Raw genomic sequence first — 22271 nt, 5'->3', positions numbered from 1 at the left:
CGGACAGCGGCGAGGGGCTGGCGTAGGCAGGGCGGGGTGTCGGCGCGGCCCCGATCGGGCTGGACGATCGGCCTGCTTCCGGTCGTGGAGTGCCGCCGCTTCGGGCACCCAGAACGGGCCTTGTGCGTGCCCGCGCCGGAGGCCATGGTGTGGATCGGCGTGGCCCGCCCGGACCAGGGCTCCCGTCAGTAGGCACCGGCACGCGACTTCCGCCATCCCGAAGGGTTTACACATGACGACTGACGCCGTGGGATTCGGCGCGTTCATCTCGCCGCTGCACCCACCGGGGGAGGCACCCGACCTGCAGATGTGGCGTGATCTGGAACTGATCGGATGGCTCGACCAGCTCGGCCTCGACGAGGCGTGGGTCGGTGAGCACCACTCGGGAGGATGGGGAACCATCAGCTCCCCGGAGGTGTTCCTGGCCGCGGCGGCAGAGCGAACCCGCCGCATCCGCCTCGGCACCGGCGTGGTCAGCCTGCCTTATCACCATCCGTTCCACGCCGCCTCGCGCATCGTCCAGCTCGATCACATGACCCGGGGCCGTGTCATGTTCGGCGTCGGTTCCGGCTCGTCGCCCGCCGACGCCCACATGCTCGGTGTCGACGCGGTCGAGACGCGGCGCATGACCGCGGAGGCGCTGGAGGTGATCGTCCCACTGCTGCGAGGTGAGACGGTGACGCGGGCCACCGACTGGTTCGAACTCCGCGACGCCCGGCTTCATCTCGCCCCGTATTCGGACGGGCTGGAGGTGGCGATCTCCAGCGCGTCCTCCCCTGTCAGCATGCGGCTCGCCGGCCGGCACGGCCTCAGCCCGCTGTCCTTCGCGGCACCGGTCCCCGGTGCCCCTCCGATCGACCTCGCCGCCCAGTGGGGGCACGCGGAACGGGAGGCCGCGGCGCACACACGGGTGGTCGACCGGCGGAACTGGCGGTTGGTGCTGCCCGTCCACGTCGCCAAGACCACCGAACAGGCGTACTCCGACGTTCGTGAGGGGTTCCGGCGGTACGCTTTGGGCTACTTCAAGGACACGCTGGGGCTGCCGGTGGACTTCTCGTCCGCGCCCCCGGGGCAGGAGGTCGAGGCCATGGTGGCGTCGGGGGCGGCCATCGTCGGCTCGGTCGACGACTGCGTCTCGGCCGTGCAACGGCTCGTGGAGCGGACGGGTGGCTTCGGCCGGCTGCTCGTGGCCGTGAACGACTGGGCGCCCCGTGCGGAGACCTTGCGCAGCTTCGAGCTCCTCGCCCGGTTCGTTGCGCCGCACTTCAACGGCCGCGCGCGGAGCGTCCGCGTCTCCAACGACTGGGTCAGGGAGAACCGGGGCGAGTTCGTCGGCAAGGCCGTCGAGGGTTTCCGGCGAGCGACGGCGGTCTCCTGATCGAGGGGGTCAACCCTGCCAGGGGGACGGCCGGTGAGTGGGCCCGGAACGGGCCCACTCACCGGCCGCTGTCGTTCAGTCGAGGTCGATGCTCGGGTGGTAGAGGTCGATCCACGCGGAAAACTCCAGGATCCGCTCCAGGCCGTGACGGACCGGCAGGGACATCTCGCCCGCGTCCCCGGCGACGGCCCGAGCCAGCCATTCGGGGTCGACGAGGTCGAAGATGTCGTCGCCCGGGTCGGCGAGTACCCGCTTGCCCTGCTGCTGCAGCTCCTGCTGGTAGAACGGGTCCTGCGTCGACGGATAGGGGCTCTTGCGCCGATCGGCGACCGACTCGGGCAGCAGGTCGCGGACGGCGGCCCGCAGCAGGCTCTTCTCCCGGCCGTCGAACGTTTTGAGACTCCAGGGGGTGTTGAAGACGTACTCGGTCAGCCGGTGATCGCAGAACGGGACCCGGACCTCCAGTCCGGTGGCCATGCTCATCCGGTCCTTCCGTTCCAGCAGCGACGGCATCCATCGCGTGAGGTTCAGGTAGCCGATGCGCCGCATTCGTCGTTCGAGCCCCTCCTCGCCGGTCAGCCGCGGGACCTCCGCCACCGCGTCGCTGTACCGCTGGCGCGCGTACTCCTCCAGCTGGAGGCGGGCGCGCACCTCGGGTCGCAGCAGTGTGAGCGCCTCGCGCTCCGCCTCACCGAATATCGCGGTCCAGGGAAATGTCTCGGCCTGCTGGGCGCCGGGATCATGGAACCAGACGTACCCCCCGAACAGCTCGTCCGCTGCTTCACCTGACAGGGCCACCGTCGACTCGCGGCTGATCGCTTCGAACAGCAGGTGGAGCGAGAGGTCCATGTCTCCGTGGACCCCCGGCAGGTCGCGCGCCGCGACCGTGCGGCTGCGCAGCTCCGGGTCGGCGATCCCGCGCGCGTCGAGCACGATGTCCCGGTGGTCTGTGTCGACGTGACGGACCACGTCGCGGATGTAGGGAGCGTCGGGAGTCTCCCGCAGCCGCGTGGCGCGGAAGGTGTCGGCGCCGCCGACGAAGTCGACGGCGAAGGTGCGCACCCGTGCGTCGGCGGACTGCCGGCGCAACCCGCCGGCGGCCATGGCGGTGAGCGCGCTGGAGTCGAGACCACCCGAGAGAAGCACGCACCGGGGCACGTCCGAGATCATCTGGCGCGCGGCGATGTCCTCCAGCAGCGCGCGGATGTGTGCCGTTGTGGCGGCGAGGTCGTCGGTGTGTTCCCGAGCCTCCAGGCGCCAGTACCTCCGCTCCCGGACGCCGGAGCGGTCGACGACCGCGAGCGTGCCCGGGGGCAGCTCCCGCACGCCGTCCCATACGGCCTCGCCGGGGGTCCTTGTGAAGGAGAACATCTCCCGCAGCCCGTCGGTGCGGACGCGTCGGACTACCTCTGGGTGGGCCAGGATTGCCTTCGGTTCCGAGCCGAAAAGGACGCCGTCCCGGGTGCGGTGGTAGAAGAGCGGCTTGACGCCCGCCCGGTCGCGGACGAGCACCATCCGCTCGGTGCGGGCGTCCCAGAGGGCGAAGGCGAACATGCCGTTGAGCCTCTCGGCGCAGCCGGTGCCCCACTCGATGTAGGAGCGCAGGACCACCTCCGTGTCGCTCCGGGTCGTGAAGGAGTGCCCTCTGCCAATGAGTTCCTGCCGCAGTTCGCGGTAGTTGTACACTTCGCCGCTGTATGTGAGGACGATGTTCTGGCCGTGCACCCGCGTCACCATGGGCTGACGCCCGCCCTCGAGATCGATGACGGACAGGCGGCTGTGGCCCACCGCCGCTCGCCGTGAGACCCACGTCCCGTCGGCGTCCGGCCCCCGCCGGTTCATGGTCGCGGTCATGGCCTCCAGGACGTCCTGGTGAGCCGTCAGGTCACGAGTGAACGCGACCCATCCGGTGATGCCGCACATACTCGTCCTCCCCTTCTCCCGTGTGAGGAACGGTTTTTCCGGAACGGTAGGCGCTGGTGCCCGTCCCGTCCGATCCCTGATGCGGTGCCCGAAAGAGCTGGGGGAAGGGCACGTCACAGTGGGCGGCCATGTAACCAACGCGCGTTGCATAGACGGCGAGTGTTGGTTTATTGTGACCGGTGACTGCCGGCCACTCCGTCGTGCAGCTCTGACGCCTGGAGAGGTAGGACCCCATGGGGCGGTGGCTTGTACCACTGGTGCTCGCGATCTTCACCTTCGGCACGGCCGACTTCGTGGTCGCGGGCCTGTTGCGCGACATGGCCGAGGATCTCGGCAGAGGTGAGGCGGCGATCGGCCAGCTGGTGACCGTCTACTCGATCGTCTACGCGATCTCGGCTCCGGTCGCCGCCGTGCTCACGGCGCGTGTCCCCCGCCGGGCGCTGGCTGTCGCCGGCATGGCGATGTTCATCGCCGGAAACGTCGTGGCTGCGAGTACCTCGGACTACGAGGTGCTGCTCGTCTCCCGGGTGATCAGTGCGATGGCGGCCGCGGCGGTGACGCCCATGTGTTTCAACGCGGCAGGTACCCTTCCGCCGGAAGGGCGGCGCGGACGCGCGCTGGGTGCCCTGAGTGCGGGCATCATGCTGGCGCAACTGCTCGGTGTCCCGCTGGGAACCTGGTTCGGGGGGATGTGGGGGTGGCAGGCCGCCTTCTGGATGTGCGTCGGACTCGGTGTCCTCGTGCTCGTCACGATGCTCACCCTGCTTCCGGTGCTGGCGCTGCCGCCTGCGTCGGGGCTGCGCGAGCGGCTTGCCCCGGCGACCAAGGGGCCAGTACTGCGTGGCCTGAGCGCCATGATGCTGCTGTCCGCCGGCAGCATGATGATGATGACCTACATCGCGCCGATCAGCGCCGCGGCCGGGGGGGTGGATACCGCGGGTGTGGCGATGTTGTTCGTGGCTGCTGGCCTCGCGGGTGTGGTGGCCACTCAGGTCGGAGGCGCTGCCAGCGACAAGCTGGGTGCGCTGCGGACCGTCGCGATCGGGGCGGGCATGCTGGTCGCCGTCATGGTCGTGCTCTCCGGGATGGTCCTGTGGGGCTCGACTCCGTTCGCAGCGCTTGTCGTGCTTGTGATGTTCATGGCGTTCGCGATCGGTCTGCTCAACCCGCCGCTGGTGGTATGGCTGCTTGGCCGGGCGGGTCCGTCCGGCAACGAGGTGATGGCGCTCAATGCCAGTGCCATGTACCTGGGCACATCACTGGGAGGAGTGCTGGGTGGGCTGATGCTCTCGCTGTACGGCCCGGCGGCGCTGCCCATGCTCGCGGTCGTCGAGACGGCCCTGATGGTCGTGCTCGTCGTCACCGCGCGGCGTGACTCACGGGACGCCGCTACCGGTGTCCCGGCCGAACGGGAGACCACTGCGGTGGCCTGACGCTCTGTCACTTGCCTCCGGTCACGCGCACCCTGCGGTGTGCGGGGCCGGAGGCAGTCGAGTGAGAGAAACCGGCCAATTGGTCTGTTGTCCTCGATGCATGTCGCCCAATTGGCGATGAATATGTGAAACCTCCCCCTAGGGATGGCTGTTATTGATTGGTCCAGCGCGAAATGGCCCCTGTCAAAACCGTACGGATGGTTTTATGCTCGCCCGGTATCACGGTGAGAGGCACTCACCCGGCCATGCTCGGACGAGGGGGAAGGTTGCTGTGGACACGATGTGCGGACCGAAGTCGGAGATCAGCGTCGTGCTGGGGGATGCGGTGCAGCGGTACGGCATCGAAGCCATGATCCGCTCGAACGCAAAGGACACCGCGGTCAGTTCCTTCGCCGCCGGAGAGGATGCCGTCAGCCGGCTCGAGGGCTCGTCACGGCAGCTGGTGGTCCTGGCGGCGGACGAGGCGGAGGAGCGGTGGCCCGATGGGGTGCTATCCGGACTGGCCGCGCGCGGCGTGCGACTGCTGGTGCTGGTGGACGGCGCTGACGACGAGGATGTCGCCCGCTCGGCGCGGCTGGGCGGTCACGGCTACGTCGACCGCCAGGACCTCAACGCCCACATCCTCAGCGCAGCCGTCACCGACATACTGGGGGACAAACTCTTCGTCTCTGCCACTCTCGCCCGGGCACTCCTGGGACGTGCGGGCAGGGCCCGCAGGTCCTTCCCGGAGGGCCGCGGGGCGGCGCTCACGCCGCGTGAGCTCCAGGTGCTCCACCTGCTGGTTCAGGGGCTGAGTAACAAGCAGGTGGCCCGGCAGCTGGTCATATCGGAGCACGGGGTCAAGCGGCTGGTCAGCAACGTGCTGGCCAAACTCAACTGCCCCAATCGCACTATGGCCGTGGTGCGGGCGATGGAGGAAGGCATCCTCGCCTCATGAGGCGCCCGGGCGAGGCCGCCTCTCCGAAGCCCGGCTCCCGGCGGTGGAGGGGAGGGCGACCGCGGCGACGTGGCCCGTCGCGGCCGGCAGGTCCCGCACCACCCAGCTATCCGTCCCGCAGGGCGACCCGGCGTGCTGTACGTGGGGCGCGGCGTGCCCCGGGCGCGTGTCGACGCGGCGCAGGTCCGTCGCCACTCCGACGCCACTCGCCTTGACGACGGCCTCCTTGCGCGCCCAGCACCGGGCGAACTCCCTCGCCCTGTCCCCGGCCGGCGCTGCAGCGACGTGAGCCCGCTCCGGTCCGCTGAGCACTGCCGTCAGTAGCCCCGCCGGATAGTGCGCCCGCCGCCGCTCGATGTCCACGCCCACGGAGACTCCCTCTGCGGCCGCGGCGAGCCACGCCGGACCCGAACGCGAGAGGCTCATCCCCAGTGCCGTCAGCGGCTCGGTGATCACGGGCTTGCCGTGGTCTGTGTCCCCGCAGCCGGGGCACGGGGCACGGCCGAACTCCAGATCGGCGGGCCTTACACCCAGCAGTGACGCGAGGCCCCGTCGAAGGCCCGCGTGGGCGCCGGCGTACCAGGAGGCCCTGGCCGGGTCCCGGAATGAGTCGAAGCGTGCTCGCTCCGCCGCCGAGAGCATCGAGACGTCTTCCGGGGTGGTCTCCCCGGTCGCGTGCCCGCCCCAGACCCACAGTCGTGCCGCGGCGCGGGGGAGCGGGCGGTGCGGCGCGGCGGACCGTGGCGACCCCGACGAGGCCGAACAGGAGTGGGACGGGCCGATCCCGCACGTGCCGGTCGTGATCGGCGGGCCGTGGGTCGCGGGGCCGTCACGACGCACTGCCCACCTCCCCGAGAGTGACGATTGCCTTCCCGCGCGCGGTGACGGTGCCGTCTGCGCGGTGCGCCGTCAGCCGCAGAGATGCGTGCGTTCCGTCGTCGGTTTCCCACAGCTCGGTGACGGTGCCGAAGACACTCAGCCGTGTACCGGCCGGTACGGGTGCCACGAAACTGGCCCGGAGCTGACGGATACTTCTCACCGCTTCCCATGAGGACACCAGCTCGGCCAGCCAGCCGAGGGTGAGCATGCCGTGGACGAGGACGTCCGGGTGTCCGGCGGCCCGGGCGGCGGCGGGGTTCACATGCAGAGGATTGCGGTCGCCCGATGCCTCCGCGAATTCGGCTACGAGCTCAGCGGTGGCGAGCCGTGCGGGGAGCCCTGGAAGCTCGGCTCCCGGTTCCGGCCGGTTCCGGCCGCGGCTGTTCACGCTGCAGTCCCGTCCGCCGGGCTCGGGACAGCGATCACCTGGCGCAACGCGGCGACCTCGGTACCGTCGTCCCGGTGCACCACCGTGCGCCGCGTGAGGAACTCCATGCCCCGTCGGTGGTGGCCCTCGGTGTCGAAGGTGGGCGTGAACACGAGTGCGCGGCCGGCGTGGACCGGGGCGCCGTAGATGAACTCCTGCTCAACGTGCAGGCAGTCGCGAGGGTCCGCCCCTGCACTCTCCAGCATGTCGAAGACCCGTCCTTGCTCCATGTCCAGGCCGAACAGGTAGGTGGGCGGAGCAAGGAGGTCGGGGTGGCCGGCGGCGCGCGCCGCGGACACATCGAAGCAGCTCGGGTCGGTGGCGCCGATCGACGCCGCGAAGCGGCGGATCGTCGCCCTGGTCGGCCGTACACGGTAGGGCCGCACAGCGGTGTGTAGTCGCCCGGCGATGGTCATGATGGTCCTTTCTCTCGGGCCGGCCGGTCCTGGTGTGCCGCGCAGGACCTGCGGGCGCGCCATCGCACGGCTGATCGTCACTGTTCCCGCCTGGCGCCGCGGCCCCCGGGGCCGGTGCGGATGCGGTCTGGCCGGACCCGGGCGGCGGATCTGCCGGCTCCGGGGCTCGGCCGAACCGTCCCGTGGTCCGGGTGCGCGGGTACCGTCGGGAACGGCGCTACCCGACATATAAACCACGCTCGTCGTTTACTAGTCAGGTGTCAGAGAAGTGCCTATCCTGGTCCGCATGGAGAAGAAGACCGCCGGCCGTGTCGATCCCCGCGTGCTGCGAACGCGCGCCCTACTGCGGTCCGCCGCCCTGGAGATGGCGGGAGAGCGTGACATCGAGTCCATGACCATCGCCGACATCGCCGAGCGCGCCACCGTCAACCGCGCGACCGTCTACCAGCACTACCGTGACCGTGACGCTCTGCTGCTGGACGCCATGGAAGAGGAGGTGGGCCGGCTCGCGCGCGCCGCGGCGCAGTGTCCGCTCACCCGTCCGGCGGAGAGAACTCCGGACGAGGTGGTGGACCTCTTCCGCCACGTCGATGCCAATGCGACGCTCTACCAGCGCATGCTGGGCCCCGGCGGGTCCGCGCGGTTCGTGAACCGGCTGCGTGAGCTGCTGGCACAGGAAGTGGAGGCCCAGCTCGTCGGCGCGGATGACGCCGGGACCGGACCCGCTGCGGCGCGACTGCGCGGCCACTACCTCGCCGGGGCTTTCGTCGGGGTCTTCACGGAGTGGGTCTCGATGACGAACCGGCCGTCCGCGCCTCAGGCCGCCAGCGAAGTGTGGAGGCTGCTGCGTGGGCCGTCCTCTCCGGCCTCGGTGGCGTCCGAAGGCACGCGGTAGGCGCGGTTGACGGCCGACACCAACGCATCCACCGTGGCGCGCACAGGGTCGGAACCGATGCCAACCCCTCCGAACTGCCCAGCCTCCACAGTGCACCATACATAGCAGACCCGGCGATCCGCGCCGAGCGGGTGCTCCACCCGGTCCAGGACCGAGAGGTCGATGCCGGCGTCCCGGAGTGCGACGGACAAGGCATCCGCGGGGCCGTCGCCGATGCCCGTGAGCCGTACCGTCTCACTGCCGATCTCTGCCTCGACGGACAGACGGTCGCGCTCCCCGCCGCTCTCCAGTTGCGCGGAGCGCAGTGTGATCCGGCCCCACGGTGCCGCAGGGTCGGGCAGGTACTCCCGCTCGAAGAGGGCCAGTAGCTCTGTCGGCGGCACATCATCGCCGTGGCAGTCTGTGCGGTCCTGCACGACTCGGGAGAACTCGACCTGGGTGCGGCGCGGCAGGTCCAGGCCGTGCTCCGTCTTCAGGACGTAGGCGACGCCACCCTTACCCGACTGGGAGTTCACGCGAATCACCGCCTCGTAGGTGCGGCCGACGTCCTTGGGGTCGACCGGGAGGTAGGGCATCGACCACGAAAGCTCCCCGACCGGCCGGCCCTGGGCGGCGGCGGTGGCCTCCATGGCCTCGAAGCCCTTCTTGATGGCGTCCTGGTGCGAGCCGGAGAAGGAGGTGTACACGAGATCCCCCGCGTAGGGGTGGCGGGGGTGCACGTCCATCTGGTTGCAGTACTCGTACGTCCGGCGGATCTCGTCGATCTGCGAGAAGTCGATCTGCGGGTCCACGCCTTGGGAGAAGAGGTTCATGCCCAGGGTGACCAGGTCCACGTTGCCGGTGCGCTCGCCCTGGCCGAACAGGCAGCCCTCGACGCGGTCGGCGCCCGCCATCACCGCCAGCTCGGCCGCTGCGACGGCGGTGCCGCGGTCGTTGTGGGGGTGCGCGGACAGACAGACGAACTCACGCCGGGAGAGGTGGCGGGACATCCATTCGAAGCGGTCGGCGTGGGTCGAGGGAGTGGAGCGCTCGACGGTGGCCGGCAGGTTGAGGATGATCTCGCGGCCGGCCTCGGGCTGCCAGACGTCCATCACCGACTCGCAGACCTCCAGCGCGAAGTCGAGTTCCGTGTCGGTGAAGACCTCGGGACTGTACTGGTAGCCGAAGGCGGTGCGCCCGTCCAACAGACGCTCGGCGTGATGCAGTACCGACCGGGTGCCGGCCGTAGCGATCCCGCGGACCTCCTCCCGGCCGAGGCGGAAGACGACTTCCCGGAACAGCGGGCTGGTGGCGTTGTAGAGATGGACGGTGGCACGGCGTGCGCCGACGATCGACCGCACGGTGCGCTCGATGAGTTCGTCACGCGCCTGTGTGAGCACGGTGATGGTGACGTCGTCCGGCACCACGTCCTCCTCGATGAGCGACCGGACGAAGTCGTAGTCGGTGCGCCCGGAGGAGGGGAAGCCCACCTCGATCTCCTTGTAGCCCATCCGCACCAGCAGGTCGAACATCCTGCGCTTCCGTTCGGCAGACATCGGGCTCGCCAGTGCCTGGTTGCCGTCGCGTAGATCGGTGGACAGCCAGCGCGGCGCGGCGACGACGCGCCGGTCCGGCCAGGTGCGGTCGGGCAGGGGGACCCGGTCGTGGCCCCGGTACCGGTGGACGGGCATTCCCGACGGGCGCTGGCGCAGGGTGCTCGCGGTGACAGGCGTGGCACGGCCGAGCGAGGGCGGGTGGTGCATGAGCTTGCTCCTCCCAGTGGGTGGTTGGGCCGGTGGATTCGGTGGGGCGCGCCCGGGGGTGGGCCGGCCCGCACGACATGTGCGTGCCGGCCCGCGGTCGCACGTCGGGTCAGACGGCGGCCGCGTCCCGCTGCTCCAGGTAGTCGACGGCGGCCCGCACGGTAGTCAGGGTGTCGGCGTCCTCGTTGGGGACATCGACACCGAACCTTCGCTGGACCAGGACGAAGACCGACACGATGGCAAGCGAGTCGAGCTCCAGATCGTCGGTGAAACCGGCGTCGAGAGTGACCCGGTCGGCCGGTACCTCGGCGACCTCGTCGAGGATCTCGCGCAGTGTGTCGAGAATGGCGTCCCTGCTCATGGGGCTGCTCCTTGGTTGATGTGACGGGTGGGTCATGGTTGTGCGGTGGGTGCGGCAGCCGGTCGCGGCGGTTCCGGCGGCGCGGTGGGGAGAGTGACGACCTGCCCCGCGTACACCAGGCCGGTGCCGAACGCGAGTAGCAGCGCCGGGCCGCCCGGTTCGGCCTCTCCGGCACTCAGGATCTGATGGAGCGCCAGGGGGATGGACGCGGCGGAGGAGTTGCCGTAGTCGGTGATGGTGCGGGCCACGGGCACGTGCTCGGGGAGCGCGAGACCCTTGACCAGCTCTTCCGTGATCCGAAGGTTGGCCTGGTGCGGGACGAAGGCAGCCAGTGCCTCCGGCTCTACGCCCGCACGCTCCAAGGCGCGTGCCGCGACGGAGACCATCTCGTAGGCGGCCCAGCGGAACACTTCGCGCCCCTCCATGGCGATGACCGGCCACGGGGCAGTGCGGTCCTCGCGGAGCGAGGACCAGGCCGCGGTCTGCCGAATGGTGTGCCGCTGGGAGCCGTCCGAACCCCACACCACGGGGCCGATGCCCGGCTCGTCCGCGCGGCCCACCACCACGGCGCCGGCACCGTCGCCGAAGAGGAAGGCCGTGCCGCGGTCCTCGACATCGAGCTGCTCGGACAGCCGCTCCACGCCGATGACAAGGACGTGCTCGGCGCTGCCAGCCGTGACGAGGTCCGACGCCATCGCGAGGCCGTAGGAGAACCCCGCACATCCGGCAGTCAGGTCGAATGCGGCGGGGGCCCGCGTACCGAGCCGGTCGGCCACGGCGACCGCCAGTGAGGGGAACTGCCGGAGGTGCGAGACGGTAGAGACGATCACGCAGTCGATCCGCTCAGGGGAGAGGGCCGCGTGCCGCAACGCCTGCCCCGCCGCGCCGACCGCCATCACCTCGACGGTCTCCTCCTCGGCCGCCCAGTATCGGGTGCGGATGCCCGAGCGGTTCCGGATCCACTCGTCCGAGCTGTCGAGTCTCTCGCAGATCATCTCGTTGGTGATCCGTCGCGACGGGACGTAGCTGCCGACACCCAGCAAGGCGGTCGGGGCCCCCGCGAGCGGTGCTCGCCGGCCAACGGCGCTCACCGAACTCCTCCTGCCGTACCGGCCGTGGCGGCGAAGTCCTCGGGCCCGCACCAGCGCACTACGGTTGCCCCCATGCTCAGCCCCGAACCGAACGCTGCGAGCACCACCAGGTCGCCCGGGGAGAGCCGACCGAGATCCAGCGCCTCCCTGAGAACCAGCGGTACGCTGGCGCCCGAGGTGTTCCCGTACCGCTCGACGTTGGTCACCGTGCGATCGCGTGGCACGCCCAGTTCCTCCAGGATCCCGTGCACGATGTGCAGGTTGGCCTGGTGAAGCGCGAAGAGATCGATGTCCGAGGTGCTGTGGCCGGCTGCGGCCAGCAACTCCCGCACGAAGTCCGGTACCCGCCCCACCGCGAAGGAGCGGACGGCCGCCCCGTCGAGCTGCGCGAAGTTGTCGCCGAAGCCACTGGTGCGCGGGGTGCCGTCGCGGCGTTTCCGCTTCTGCCGCGGAACCCACACCGTGCGATACCCGGATGGGTCGCTGCGCAGCAGTGTCGTGCCGATGCCGGTACCGGGCGCGCACCTCTCCAGCAAGTAGCACGCCGCCCCATCCCCGAAGATGACCGCGGGGCCGACATCCTTCCAGTCCAGTGTCCTCGTGCTGACGTCGGCCATCACCACAGCGACCCGCCGGTACGCTCCGGAGGCGATGTATCGCGCGCCCACGTCCAAGGCGAAGACACCTCCGGGACAGGCACCGCTGTTGACGTCGAAACCGGTCGCGCCGGTGGCACCGGCCTTTTCGATGATCAGCATCGCGGTCGGAGGTGCCATGTTGTCAGGGGTATAGGTGCCGCAGACGACAAGGTCAACCTCGGCGGGGTCTATCCCTGCCCGGGCGCAGGCGTCCCGCAGGGCGTGCGCCCCCAGATCGGAGGTCCACTCGTCCTCGGCGGCCATGCGACGCACCTCAACTCCGATGTTCTCCCTGATCCAGTCGTCCCGCGTGAGCAGGACATCCTCCAGGTCGGTGTTCTTGACCTCTCTCTCGGGAAGATAGGCACCCACGGTGCGAATTCCCACCCCGTGAAGCGTCTCGGGTTTCTCCGAGTCGTTTCTCATCACACTGTCCGTCCGTTCTCCTGAGCGGTTCAACCGATTCCCGGCAACACGCGACGACGACTCCTTCGGGTCCGCTCCCAGGACCGCAGCGCCGTTTCCGTGAGGTGTTCGTGTCCCCGCAGGATTTCGCCCAGCGCCTTTTCGGCCTCCGTGGTGTTCGACAGGAACTCCACGTATTCCCGGCCGTGTTCCGCCCGTACGAAGTTGTCCCGCATGAGGATGAGCTTTCCGCCTTCGACTCCGCGCGAACAGAGCAGGCTCCCGGTGAGCGGGGAGTCGTCGTCGGCCATGTGGTGGCCGACAATCCAGGTGTAGTCGTCCAACCGCAGCGACCGGTCCGCGAACCGGTACACCGGCGCCCAGTCACCGTCTGGCGTTCGGCGCAGGACGACGCGGTGACCGTCGACCCGGGCCACCCGGTACGTCCACCCGGCGTGCTCCTGCGGTCTTGAGTCGATCCGCAGCGGCCGCAGGACGGTCAGCATCAGGAAACTGACATCCACCAGCCACTCGGCGCCTTCCGCCTCCACGACGAGGAGAAGGTGGTCCCAGCGCGGTGCCCACGTGCCGGCGACCCGCCACGCCTGGGCGGCGACCAGCTTCAACGAGAACCCGCACTGCCGCAGGAAGTGGCCGAAGAGAGGGGTGGACTCCAGGCACGTGCCGCCGCCGCGCCGGTCGACCAGCTTGGCGAAGACGGCCGGGAGGTCCAGCGAGGGTGCCCTGCCGTCCAGGGCGTCGAGCATCTCGTACGGCACCGCCCGCAGATGTGCCTCGCTGAGGGCACGCAGACAGTCGGCACCAGGCTCCACCACACCGTCGTACTCCAGCCGCCGCAGGTACGCATCGGTTGGGACTTGCCATCCCTTGTCCTTCGCCACGGAGACAGCCGGGATCCGCGACGTCATCGCGGGGACCCCGCCCGCTGCCCCGACCACAGTCCCCGGAACTCGGGCTGGCCGAGTGCCAGTGACAGAAGGTCGGGGAGGGGCATCGCCCCGGCGTCGGCCCGCGGCGACCGCAGCGCGGCGAGAGTGTCACGCTGACCGCTCTGCAGCCCTTCAATGAAGGGCACCCGGTGGGCGAGGTGCTCCCGCAGCACCGCTGTCGATCCACCGTTCAGCGCCCGGTGGATACCGTCGGAGATCAGCACCGCGTCCTGAAGCGAGGTGTTCAATCCTTGGCCACCGAGGGCGTGCATGGCGTGGGCACTGTCGCCGAGCAGCACTACGTTGCCGTCCGTCCAGCGATCGGGGCGCACCATGTGGTGGCCCACGTTGCGGTGCGGGACATCGCTCCACGCCGACCGAGCAACGGCAGCCGGGAAGAGCGGGGCGAGTTCGGGCGCCGAGCGTGTCACCTCCGCCGCGAACTGCGCGAGCCTCGCGTCCAGTGCGGTCCTCACCCGGTGCTCGGCGGTGATCCACACCACGATCACGCGGTCGCCGGGATACGGCATGGACAGCAGATATTCGTCGTCCCGGAAGTGCATGGTGATTCGGGAGGCCCAGCCGGACGGGGCGGGGACCACCAGGTCCAGATGCCCCTTGTCGTAGGCGAACACCTCGGTGGGGATGCCGGCCAGCTCGCGGACCGTGGATAGGGCTCCGTCGCAACCGACCACGTACCCCGGCTCCAGAGTCGAGGAGCCTTGCGGCCCGCGCACTCGGATCGCACGCCGTCCACCCGCGTTCCCGTCCAGCGCCTCAACCGACGTACTCAGCATGACGTCCACCTGCGGAACGGGTTCCAGTGCCTTCAGCAGAGCGGCACGGAGTGCGCCTACCGGAACAGTGAGGGCGAACGGGACCGGCGCTTCCGGCAGCTCGGCGTAGTCGTACCCCGCCACGTGACGCCCGCTCACCCGCACCTCGCCCCTGCGGATCTCGCCCGCGCCGCGCCGCACCTCCTCCAGCAGGCCCAGTTCCCGGAGGATGCCGAGTGAGACGGGCTGGAGGACTGGCGCGCCGGCCCGGTGGACGAGATCGATGCGATCAGCGCGCTCCAGGACGGTGGTCCGGTGCCCCAGGCGGCCGAGGAGCAGCGCGAGAAGCAGCCCGGCGGGGCCCGCGCCCACCACGCACACCGCGGGGTCGGATGGTCCGTCAGGCATCTGTTCCTCCTGAGAGCTGGTGACTCGTGCGAGGTCGCCGTGTGCGAATCGCCCGCCTCGACTCCCAGCATTCTCCGGCGCGCCCGGTAAGCGCCCCAGACCCGACCGACCTGACCGAACGGCGCCCCCGGGTGCCGCCTGGCGGTGCGCGGGAAGAGCAGGTGAGTTCGAGCAGGGGGAAAGGGCGTTGGCGATAAGCCGAACCGCCGGGATCGTAGAGGCCAACGTCGAGGAGATGAGGTTGGTGATGTCACGCTGGTCTCCAGGAAAGAGCCTCAGAATCAGTAGGCTCGGTCCACCGGACGGCCGTTTCCTTTTCGTTCCGCTCGACCATTCACTGGCCGACGGACCGATCGCCTGCGAGGGCCGCTTCCACGAGGTGGTCCAGCAGGTGTCCGAAGGCGGAGCCGACGCCGTGGTCCTCCACAAGGGCCGGGCGCGCGGTCTGGACCCCCGCACCCTGCGGGGAACCGCTCTCGTCGTTCACCTGAGCGGGAGCACCGCACACGCCCAGGATGTCGACGCCAAGGTGCTCGTCGCCTCGGTGGAGGACGCCCTGCTTCTGGGCGCCGACGCGGTGAGCGTCCACGTCAACGTCGGTTCGGACACCGAGGCCGCCCAACTGGCGGACTTCGGGGCAGTGGCCGGCGCCTGCGACCGCTGGGGCCTTCCGCTGCTGGCGATGGTCTACCCACGCGGCCCCCGTGTGCGTGATCCGCACGACCCGGCGTTGCTGGCCCACGTGGTCAACATCGCGGCTGACCTCGGCGCCGACCTGGTCAAGACGACCTGGTCCGCACCGTTCGATGCCATGGCCGACGTGGTGTCCAGCAGCCCGATCCCTGTCCTGGTGGCAGGCGGTCCCTCAGGAGAGGGAGACCTCGCGACGTACACCCGCTCGGCGCTCGCCGCCGGCTGCAGCGGACTCGCGGTCGGGCGGCGGGTCTTCGGACATCCCAGCCCTCGAGACGTCGTGCGGGAGCTGGCCACGCTGGTGCATCCCCCCACCCCTGACAGCGGTCAGGAGCAATCGGAATTGTCGTCCCTTTCGTCATCACGAGTATTGGCAGGTTCCCGGTGAAGTTCGGATGGATTGATCTGCGAGGAGTTCCCAGCGGGCAGCGGGACGCGGTCATCGAGGCCGCGTTGCACGTGAAGCTGGAGGGAGTCGTCGCGGAGGACGAGGCCCAGCTGGCCACGCTGCCGCCCACAGTCAGGCGCGTGGTGCTGCCTCCGGCCGGGGGACCGCCTGCCGCACCAGCCGGTTCCACACCCGAGTCCACGGCGCAGACGGAGAAGGGCGCACACGACCTGTGGCTGACCCGGCTGGAGTCCTCGGACGACCTGGACCGCCTGCGGTTGACCAGTGCCGGAACCGGGCACGAACCGGCCTCCTTTGTCGAAGTGGTCGACGACCCCACGCTCAAGCTGGCCTGCGCCTCGGCCATCGAGCTCTCCCACACCGTGGTCCAGTTCCGCGACCCCACCAAGATCCCACTGGAGATCGTCATCGCGGCGGCCGACAAGACACCCGGTCAGCTGGTCTGCTGGGCCGGGGACCTCGAGGAGGCGGGAATCATCCTCGACGTGCTGGAGAAGGGCTCTGAAGGGGTGCTCTTCGCACCCCAGGACGCCAACGAGGTTTTCGCCTTCGCCGAGTTGCTGCGCACGCAGACGCCGAAGCTGGAGCTGACGACGCTCACGGTCGAGTCGATCGAGCACAACGGCCTCGGTGACCGCGTCTGCGTGGACACGGCCAGCCACTTCGCGAAGGACGAGGGGATCCTGGTCGGCTCCTACGCGCACGGCTTCGTCCTGTGCGTCAGCGAGACCCATCCACTGCCCTACATGCCCACGCGCCCATTCCGCGTGAACGCCGGTGCGCTGCACTCCTACACGGTGGGTCTGGACAACCGGACCAACTACCTCAGTGAGCTCAAGGCAGGATCGCCGATCCTGGCGGTGGGCGCCGACGGCCGGACCCGCCGCGTCGTGGTGGGCCGGATCAAGCTCGAGTCGCGGCCGATGCTGACGATCAGGGCGGTGGCCGAGGACGGAACCGAGGTCAGCCTCACCGTGCAGGACGACTGGCACGTGCGCGTTCTCGGGCCCGGCGCGACCGTGCTCAACGTCACCGAGCTCAAGGCCGGCGACCAGCTGCTCGGCCACGTGTCGACCGAGAAGCGTCACGTCGGCTGGCCGGTCAAGGAGTACTGCGTCGAGAAGTGACGCCCACGGACCGCCTCGGTTCCGCACACCCCGGTGGAACCCGGGCACAGCCACCCGCGTCCGGCCTGACCGGCCGGACGCGGGCGGCTCAGCCGACCCGTGAGAGGGACAACCCAACGTTGGAGGAACTCCAGTGACCACTCCCCAGCATTCGGAGGCCCCCTGGTGGGGAGACCACCTGCTGGCCGGGCAGCCGGGCGACGCCGTCTGGGCGCGCGCGGAAGCCACCGTCACCTGGGCCGAACTGCGCGAGCGCGTGGAACGGAGCGCCGGGATGTTCGCCGCCCAGGGGATTGGGCACGGTAGCTCGGTCGCGCTACGGCTGCCGCCCAGCCTCACCGGGATCTGGTCCCTGATGGCCCTGTGGTCCCTCGGGGCGCAGGTCCAGCTCCTGGACCACCGCCTCAAGACGAGTGAGGTGCAGCGGATCCTGGACCTCTGCGAGCCCCGCCACTACGTGCACGTGACCGACGACGCCGCCACAGCGCAGTTCCGGGACGAGTGCGAGGTGTACGTGGAGTGGCGACGCAGAGGCAGGAACGCCCGCTCGGACCACTGCCTCGTGCAGTTCAGCTCCGGCTCCACGGGCCGGCCCAAGGTGATCGGCCGTACCTCGAGGTCGCTGCGGGCCGAGCTGCAGGCGTTCTCCCGGCTCGAAGGGATGCCCCGCCCGGGTGAGCGTGTGCTGCTGCTCAACTCGACCATCCACTCCTTCGGGCTCATCGGGGGAGTCCTGCACGCGCTGAACACCGGGGCCACCGTCGTCTTCACCTCCCGGCTCCAGCCCGACGCCCTGCTGCGGACGCTCGTGGAGGAGAACATCGACGTCCTCTTCGGCGTTCCCTTTCACTTCGACCTGCTCAGCCGGGTGGTCATCCCGCCGCCCCTCCCGCGCCTACGGCTCGCCGTCAGCGGTGGCGAAGGACTTCCACCCCAAGTCCACCAGCGGTTCCTGGAGCGCTACGGGATCAGGGTGGGGCAGGCCTACGGCACGACCGAGACCGGGATCATCGCGACCGACCTCGCAGGCGAGCTCGGTCCCCCCGCGGTCGGCAGGGTCGTCCCCGGGGTCCGGACCCGGGTGGACGGGGGCGAACTGCGGATCGGACTCGACCGCTCGCCTTACCTTCAGGAGCAGGGGACCGACCGATACCACGACGGCTGGCTCAACTCGCGTGACCTCGCCGAGTTCGACGCCGCGGACGGCGCTCTGCGGATCACCGGTCGCTCCGACTCCCTCGTCGCCGTCGGCGGGCTGAAGGTCGACCTGCTGGAGGTCGAGCACGCCCTCGCCACCCACCCGGCTGTCCGGGAGGTGGTCGTCGTCCAGGGCGACGGCATTGAGGCGCACGTGGGTGCTCCCGACGGGCTGTCGGTGACGGAGCTGCTCGCCTTCGCGCGGGAGCGGCTGAGCAACTTCAAGATCCCCCGCCGCGTCCACATCGTTCCATCGCTGCCGCGCACCGACAACGGAAAGCTGCTGCGAACCGCGGAGCTGCTGCGCGCCGGTCATGCAGCGGGACGGCCGCTCGGCGCGACCCGCGCCAGCCGCGCTCTGACGGGTGAGAAGGGATGATCATCGAGCCCGTCCGCCGTGGCGCCCTCTGGGTCACCGCCCACCCGGTCGGGCGAGCGCGGGTGGTGCGCACAACGGTGCGGTCGCTCCAGGCCGCGCGGCCCGCCCGCGGACCCCGTGCCGCGCTCGTCATAGGGGCCTCGTCGGGGCTCGGCCTGGCCACCAGGCTCACCGCCGCCTTCGGCTACGGGGCCGCGACAGTCGGCATCTGCGCGGAACGTCCGGGTGTGCCCCACCGCACGGGCACCGCCGGCTGGTACAACGCCTCCGCTACCGAGCATGAGCTCCGCACCGCGAAGCTGTTCGGCCGCACGGTCGTCGGTGACGCCTTCAGCGACACGGTCAAGGAGCACGCTGCGCGCCTGATCTCCGAGGAACTGGGCGGCGTGGACCTCGTCGTGCACAGCCTGGCCGCGCCGCGCCGGGAGGAAAACGGCACGGGCCGGGTCGACCGGTCGGTCATCAAGACCATCGGAGCGCCCTTCACGGAGAAGGCGTTCGACCCCCGGACGGCGGGAATCCGGACTCACACCACCCCGGCCGCGACTCCGGAGGAGGTCGAGCAGACCGTGCGGGTGATGGGCGGAGCCGACTGGCGTCGCTGGATCGAGGTGCTGCAGGAGCACGGGGCGCTCATGCCCGGTGCCACGACGGTCGCCTTCAGCTACGTCGGTAACCGGTGGCTCGCCCCGACCTACCGCGACGGCACCCTCGGACGCGCCAAACAGGATCTGGAGCGCACCGCGACCGACCTGGCGCGTCTGCTGGCTCCGCACGGCGGCCGTGCCCACGCCGCGGTCATGCGGGCGCTGATCACACCGGCGAGCCAGGTGATGCCGGTGCAGTTGCTGTACACGCTCCTGCTCTCGCGGGTCACCCGTGAGGCAGGAGTCCCGGAGGACACGGACGGCCAGGCGAGCCGCCTGCTCGCAGCCCTCTACTCCGGCAACGGAGGTGTCGTCACCGACCAACGGGACCGGATCCGTCTGGACGACATCGAGATGCGCCCCGGCATCCAGGCCGAGGTGCGTCGGCGCTGGGAGGCGGTCGGCGACACGGCAGACCTCGCACGCCTCGGCGACCTGGACCGCTACGCGGTCCTCGCCCGCCAGCTGCACGGCTTCGGAGTCGACGGGGTGGACTACGCGGCCGACACCGATCCGGTGCGCCCCATCCTCGACGCCCTGATCATTCCCTCGAACCCAAGGAGACCGACGTGAGGACCGCAGAGAACGACCCCGTCTCGGACTATGTGCTCGGCATCGTCCGCGACATGCTCAACATGCCCGTGCCCAGTGACACCTCGCCCTCGACTCCCCTTGGAGCCGGCGGGCTCGAACTGGAGTCGCTCGCACTGGTGGAACTCACTGTCCACCTGGAGCGGCAGTACGGGGTACAGCTCCCCGATGAGGCGGTGGACGGGCTGGCGACGGCGACCGTGGGCGAGCTGGCGGCCGACATCCGCAGTCGGCTGTCGTCGGCGGACACCGACGCCCTCGCCGTGAAAGCGTCCGCAGGCCGTGCCGACCTGGCCGGGCTGACCCTCGCCGAGGTCAAGCGCCTACTGGTGCTCAGCCAGATCCTCCCCGATGTCGCTCCCGACCAGGTCGCGGACGACGAGGAGGTCGTGCTCGACTCGCTCACCCTGGTGTGGTTCTGCTACCAGCTCAAGGAGCAGCACGGCATCGACATGGAGATCGCCCCAGCGGAGGTCGAGGGGGTCACCACGGTGGGCGGCCTCCACCGGTCGTTGTGCGCTCTGAGCGCAGCGGGCAACCGCACCGGTGACGCGGTGACGGAGGTAGCCGGGCGATGAGCACCGCCCCCGACGACGTCCTCGTCACGGGCTACGGCCTGCTCACGGGCCACGGCGCCGGTGACGCCGCGCTGCGGGACGGCGTGTTCGCGGGGAACGCGGCCTTCCGGCCGGTCGACCGTTTCGCGACCGGCCGGTTCCGATCGCGGACCGCGGCCACGGCCCGTGAGCTTCCCTCCGCGCCCGGCACACGGGAGAATCCAGGTCCGCCCGACCAGCGTGCGGCGCTCGTGGCCTGTGCCCGCGCCGCGCTCGGCATGGCGGGTCTGGAGGAGCCGCGTCACGCGGATGTGCTGCTCGGTACCCAGGGTGACCACACCGGCGTCACCGCCTTCTGGTCCGGCGGCGGCTCGGCCGCCGTCCCGGGGATTGCGGAGAGCCTTCCGGCCGCTCTGACCGGGCTGGTAGCCGACGACCTCGGCGTATCGGGGCGGCGGCTGGCCTTCGTCAACGCGTGTGTCGCGTCTACCAACGCCCTCGTGCACGGTGCACGGCTGATCCGTGCGGGCCGGGCCGGCATCGTGCTGTGCGGTGGGGCCTATCTGGTCGAGCCGGAGTTCTTCGCCAAGTTCGACTCCGGCCGCGCGTTCGCGGCGGACGGCAGGGTCCGGCCGTTCTCGGCCGAGCGTCAGGGGCTGCTGCTGGGCGACGGTGCCGCTGTCCTGGTGCTGGAGTCCGGCTCCGGGGCGCGAGCGCGCGGTGCGCAGCCGCTTGCTCGGCTCAGCGGCTGGGGCATGGCCGCGGACGCTCACCACGTCTGCCACCCGCATCCCGAGGGCACCGGCATGGCCCGGGCGATCTCGGCGGCGCTCCGCGACGCGGGGGCGGCACCGGAGGGGGTCGACTACGTCAACGCCCACGGCACCGGGACCAAGATCAACGACCCGGCCGAGACCTCGGCACTCCACCGGGCTCTCGGGCCCGCGGCCCGCCACATCCCGGTCAGCTCGACCAAGAGCACGACCGGGCACATGCTGGAGGGCTCCGGCGCGGTCGAGGCGGTGATCGGGGTGTACGCCCTGCTCCACGGCATCCTGCCGCCGACGGCCGGCTACGGCTCGCCCGACCCGGTCTGCGATCTCGATTGGGTCCCCAACGAACCACGCAGCGCTGCGGTACGCCGGGTCCTGAGCGTGAACGCCGCGTTCGGCGGGCTCAACGCAGCGATCGTCCTGGAGCGCCCATGACCACCGATCCGATTCGAGCCGCACTGTCACGCGAACCGGCCGGCCTTCCCGCACGTCTCCTGGGAACGGCCTCCGTGGCGTGGCCGGCCGAGGGAGCGCTGCCCGGGCTGCCGGGCTTCATAGAGTCCCGCTTCAATCCGCTGGTGAAGACGGTCTCCGACCGGTGCCTTGCAGGGGCTGCCCCCGACGGGCTCGGGGTGTCGGGGGACCACACGGCCGTCGTGCTGGTCACCGGCTTCGGGGACGTCACCACCACCGACCTCGCCAGCCGCCGCCTCGCGGCGGGGCAGGCCAACAACCCGCTGCTCTTCTACCAGTCGGTGCCGACCTCCGTCCTGGGGGTCGTCACCCGTGACCACCGCATCCGCGGCCCGGTCACGTGTCTGTCGGTGGAGGACAGCCGCTCCGCCGCAGCAGCTTTCGAGACGGTGGGGCTGTTGCTCGCGGAGGAGGGGGTGCATCGGCTTCTCCTGATCGGGGTAGAACTCGCCGCCAGCCCCCGCACCCGCGCGGCTCTCGCCGCACGCGGGAGCAGTCCCGGTCCGGAGGCTGGCGGTGATGCGGCGGTCGCCCTGCTGCTCGGCCGTTACGGAAGCAGTCCTGGGACGGCCGACGTCTCGATCGACCTGATGGCACAGGAGTACCACTCTGCCGAAGCAGCGGCCGAGGACGACCCGTTGCACGGCGTCGGTGCTCTTGCCGCGGCTGCACGACGTGTGCTGGACGGCGCGCCGACCGCCGTCGGTGTGATCACCCCGGGCGGGCCCGGGCTGCGCCTCCACCGTTCCGGCCGCTGAACGATCC

At 70.4% G+C, this 22271-nt stretch carries 21 protein-coding genes; 11 read left to right on the top strand and 10 right to left on the bottom strand.

The genetic code is table 11. The annotated features are described in order from the left end of the window. The first annotated feature begins 232 nt into the window (after window positions 1-232). Complete coding sequence (locus tag E0D90_RS00560; protein ID WP_130796204.1) at window positions 233-1378, top strand: LLM class flavin-dependent oxidoreductase; 1146 nt, start codon at window positions 233-235, stop codon at window positions 1376-1378. Window positions 1379-1453: 75 nt separating this feature from the next. Here the strand turns inward: E0D90_RS00560 and asnB are convergent, their stop codons facing one another. Further along, window positions 1454-3301, bottom strand: a complete 1848-nt coding sequence (gene asnB, locus E0D90_RS00555; protein WP_130796203.1) for an asparagine synthase (glutamine-hydrolyzing) — start codon at window positions 3299-3301, stop codon at window positions 1454-1456. A 257-nt stretch (window positions 3302-3558) separates the two neighbouring features. Here asnB and E0D90_RS00550 point away from each other — a divergent pair, with 257 nt between their 5' ends. Then, window positions 3559-4734 (top strand): MFS transporter, encoded by a 1176-nt coding sequence (locus E0D90_RS00550; RefSeq protein WP_170214903.1) that lies wholly within the window; start codon window positions 3559-3561, stop codon window positions 4732-4734. Window positions 4735-5014: 280 nt separating this feature from the next. Then, window positions 5015-5671 carry a response regulator transcription factor gene (locus tag E0D90_RS00545; protein ID WP_227869885.1) on the top strand — a complete coding sequence of 219 codons (657 nt, stop codon included), beginning with the start codon at window positions 5015-5017 and terminating at the stop codon, window positions 5669-5671. On the opposite strand, the gene E0D90_RS28460 is transcribed toward E0D90_RS00545, so the two are convergent. The 3 genes from E0D90_RS28460 to E0D90_RS00530 form a co-directional block, all read right to left on the bottom strand. Further along, the gene (locus E0D90_RS28460; protein ID WP_227869884.1) at window positions 5666-6097 is read right to left on the bottom strand and encodes a 4'-phosphopantetheinyl transferase family protein; all 432 of its coding nucleotides are present in this window, start codon (window positions 6095-6097) and stop codon (window positions 5666-5668) included. The two genes, E0D90_RS00545 and E0D90_RS28460, sit on opposite strands and share 6 nt — an antisense overlap. Window positions 6098-6500: 403 nt before the next feature. After that, window positions 6501-6938, bottom strand: coding sequence for a MaoC family dehydratase (locus tag E0D90_RS00535; protein ID WP_130796199.1), 438 nt, complete (start codon window positions 6936-6938; stop codon window positions 6501-6503). Continuing rightward, entirely contained in the window at window positions 6935-7393 is a 459-nt protein-coding gene (locus tag E0D90_RS00530) for an FAS1-like dehydratase domain-containing protein (protein ID WP_157996788.1), read from the bottom strand. The genes E0D90_RS00535 and E0D90_RS00530 overlap by 4 nt, the downstream gene beginning before the upstream one ends. A gap of 286 nt (window positions 7394-7679) precedes the next feature. On the opposite strand from E0D90_RS00530, the gene E0D90_RS00525 reads away from it, so the two are divergent. After that, window positions 7680-8288: a TetR/AcrR family transcriptional regulator gene (locus E0D90_RS00525; RefSeq protein WP_130796197.1), complete on the top strand. Its 609-nt coding sequence runs from the start codon at window positions 7680-7682 to the stop codon at window positions 8286-8288. Here the strand turns inward: E0D90_RS00525 and leuA are convergent. From leuA to E0D90_RS00495, 6 genes are all read right to left on the bottom strand, one after another. Then, window positions 8210-10030 carry a 2-isopropylmalate synthase gene (leuA, locus tag E0D90_RS00520; RefSeq protein WP_130796196.1) on the bottom strand — a complete coding sequence of 607 codons (1821 nt, stop codon included), beginning with the start codon at window positions 10028-10030 and terminating at the stop codon, window positions 8210-8212. The two genes, E0D90_RS00525 and leuA, sit on opposite strands and share 79 nt — an antisense overlap. A gap of 109 nt (window positions 10031-10139) precedes the next feature. Next, a complete protein-coding gene (locus E0D90_RS00515; RefSeq protein WP_130796195.1) occupies window positions 10140-10391 on the bottom strand; it encodes an acyl carrier protein in 252 nt (83 codons plus the stop codon). Window positions 10392-10423: 32 nt separating this feature from the next. Beyond that, on the bottom strand, window positions 10424-11482 hold the full coding sequence (locus tag E0D90_RS00510; RefSeq protein WP_130796194.1) for a beta-ketoacyl-ACP synthase III: 1059 nt from the start codon (window positions 11480-11482) through the stop codon (window positions 10424-10426). Next, window positions 11479-12507 (bottom strand): 3-oxoacyl-ACP synthase III family protein, encoded by a 1029-nt coding sequence (locus tag E0D90_RS00505; RefSeq protein ID WP_265415928.1) that lies wholly within the window; start codon window positions 12505-12507, stop codon window positions 11479-11481. Before E0D90_RS00505 ends, E0D90_RS00510 begins: the two co-directional genes overlap by 4 nt. A 68-nt stretch (window positions 12508-12575) precedes the next feature. Then, window positions 12576-13427 carry an arylamine N-acetyltransferase family protein gene (locus E0D90_RS00500; protein WP_157996787.1) on the bottom strand — a complete coding sequence of 284 codons (852 nt, stop codon included), beginning with the start codon at window positions 13425-13427 and terminating at the stop codon, window positions 12576-12578. A gap of 23 nt (window positions 13428-13450) precedes the next feature. Then, on the bottom strand, window positions 13451-14659 hold the full coding sequence (locus E0D90_RS00495) for an FAD-dependent oxidoreductase (RefSeq protein ID WP_130796191.1): 1209 nt from the start codon (window positions 14657-14659) through the stop codon (window positions 13451-13453). A 247-nt stretch (window positions 14660-14906) separates the two neighbouring features. Here E0D90_RS00495 and E0D90_RS00490 point away from each other — a divergent pair, with 247 nt between their 5' ends. The 7 genes from E0D90_RS00490 (at window position 14907) to E0D90_RS00460 (ending at window position 22264) form a co-directional block, all read left to right on the top strand. Next, on the top strand, window positions 14907-15740 hold the full coding sequence (locus E0D90_RS00490; protein WP_130796190.1) for a 2-amino-3,7-dideoxy-D-threo-hept-6-ulosonate synthase: 834 nt from the start codon (window positions 14907-14909) through the stop codon (window positions 15738-15740). Next, window positions 15737-16888 (top strand): 3-dehydroquinate synthase II family protein, encoded by a 1152-nt coding sequence (locus E0D90_RS00485; protein ID WP_130796189.1) that lies wholly within the window; start codon window positions 15737-15739, stop codon window positions 16886-16888. The genes E0D90_RS00490 and E0D90_RS00485 overlap by 4 nt, the downstream gene beginning before the upstream one ends. Window positions 16889-17021: 133 nt before the next feature. Further along, the gene (locus E0D90_RS00480; protein ID WP_130796188.1) at window positions 17022-18464 is read left to right on the top strand and encodes a class I adenylate-forming enzyme family protein; all 1443 of its coding nucleotides are present in this window, start codon (window positions 17022-17024) and stop codon (window positions 18462-18464) included. Then, window positions 18461-19684 (top strand): enoyl-[acyl-carrier-protein] reductase FabV, encoded by a 1224-nt coding sequence (fabV, locus tag E0D90_RS00475; protein ID WP_130796187.1) that lies wholly within the window; start codon window positions 18461-18463, stop codon window positions 19682-19684. The genes E0D90_RS00480 and fabV overlap by 4 nt, the downstream gene beginning before the upstream one ends. After that, on the top strand, window positions 19681-20280 hold the full coding sequence (locus E0D90_RS00470; protein WP_130796186.1) for an acyl carrier protein: 600 nt from the start codon (window positions 19681-19683) through the stop codon (window positions 20278-20280). Before fabV ends, E0D90_RS00470 begins: the two co-directional genes overlap by 4 nt. Then, on the top strand, window positions 20277-21467 hold the full coding sequence (locus E0D90_RS00465) for a beta-ketoacyl-[acyl-carrier-protein] synthase family protein (RefSeq protein WP_130796185.1): 1191 nt from the start codon (window positions 20277-20279) through the stop codon (window positions 21465-21467). Before E0D90_RS00470 ends, E0D90_RS00465 begins: the two co-directional genes overlap by 4 nt. Beyond that, window positions 21464-22264, top strand: coding sequence for a ketosynthase (locus E0D90_RS00460; protein ID WP_130796184.1), 801 nt, complete (start codon window positions 21464-21466; stop codon window positions 22262-22264). Before E0D90_RS00465 ends, E0D90_RS00460 begins: the two co-directional genes overlap by 4 nt. The last annotated feature ends 7 nt before the right edge of the window (window positions 22265-22271 follow it).

The sequence above is a fragment of the Streptomyces otsuchiensis genome (genome assembly GCF_004305975.1).
Lineage (GTDB): Bacteria > Actinomycetota > Actinomycetes > Streptomycetales > Streptomycetaceae > Streptomyces > Streptomyces otsuchiensis.
Note: the sequence above shows the minus strand (reverse complement) of the source record. Positions and strands in the feature narration are given on the sequence as shown.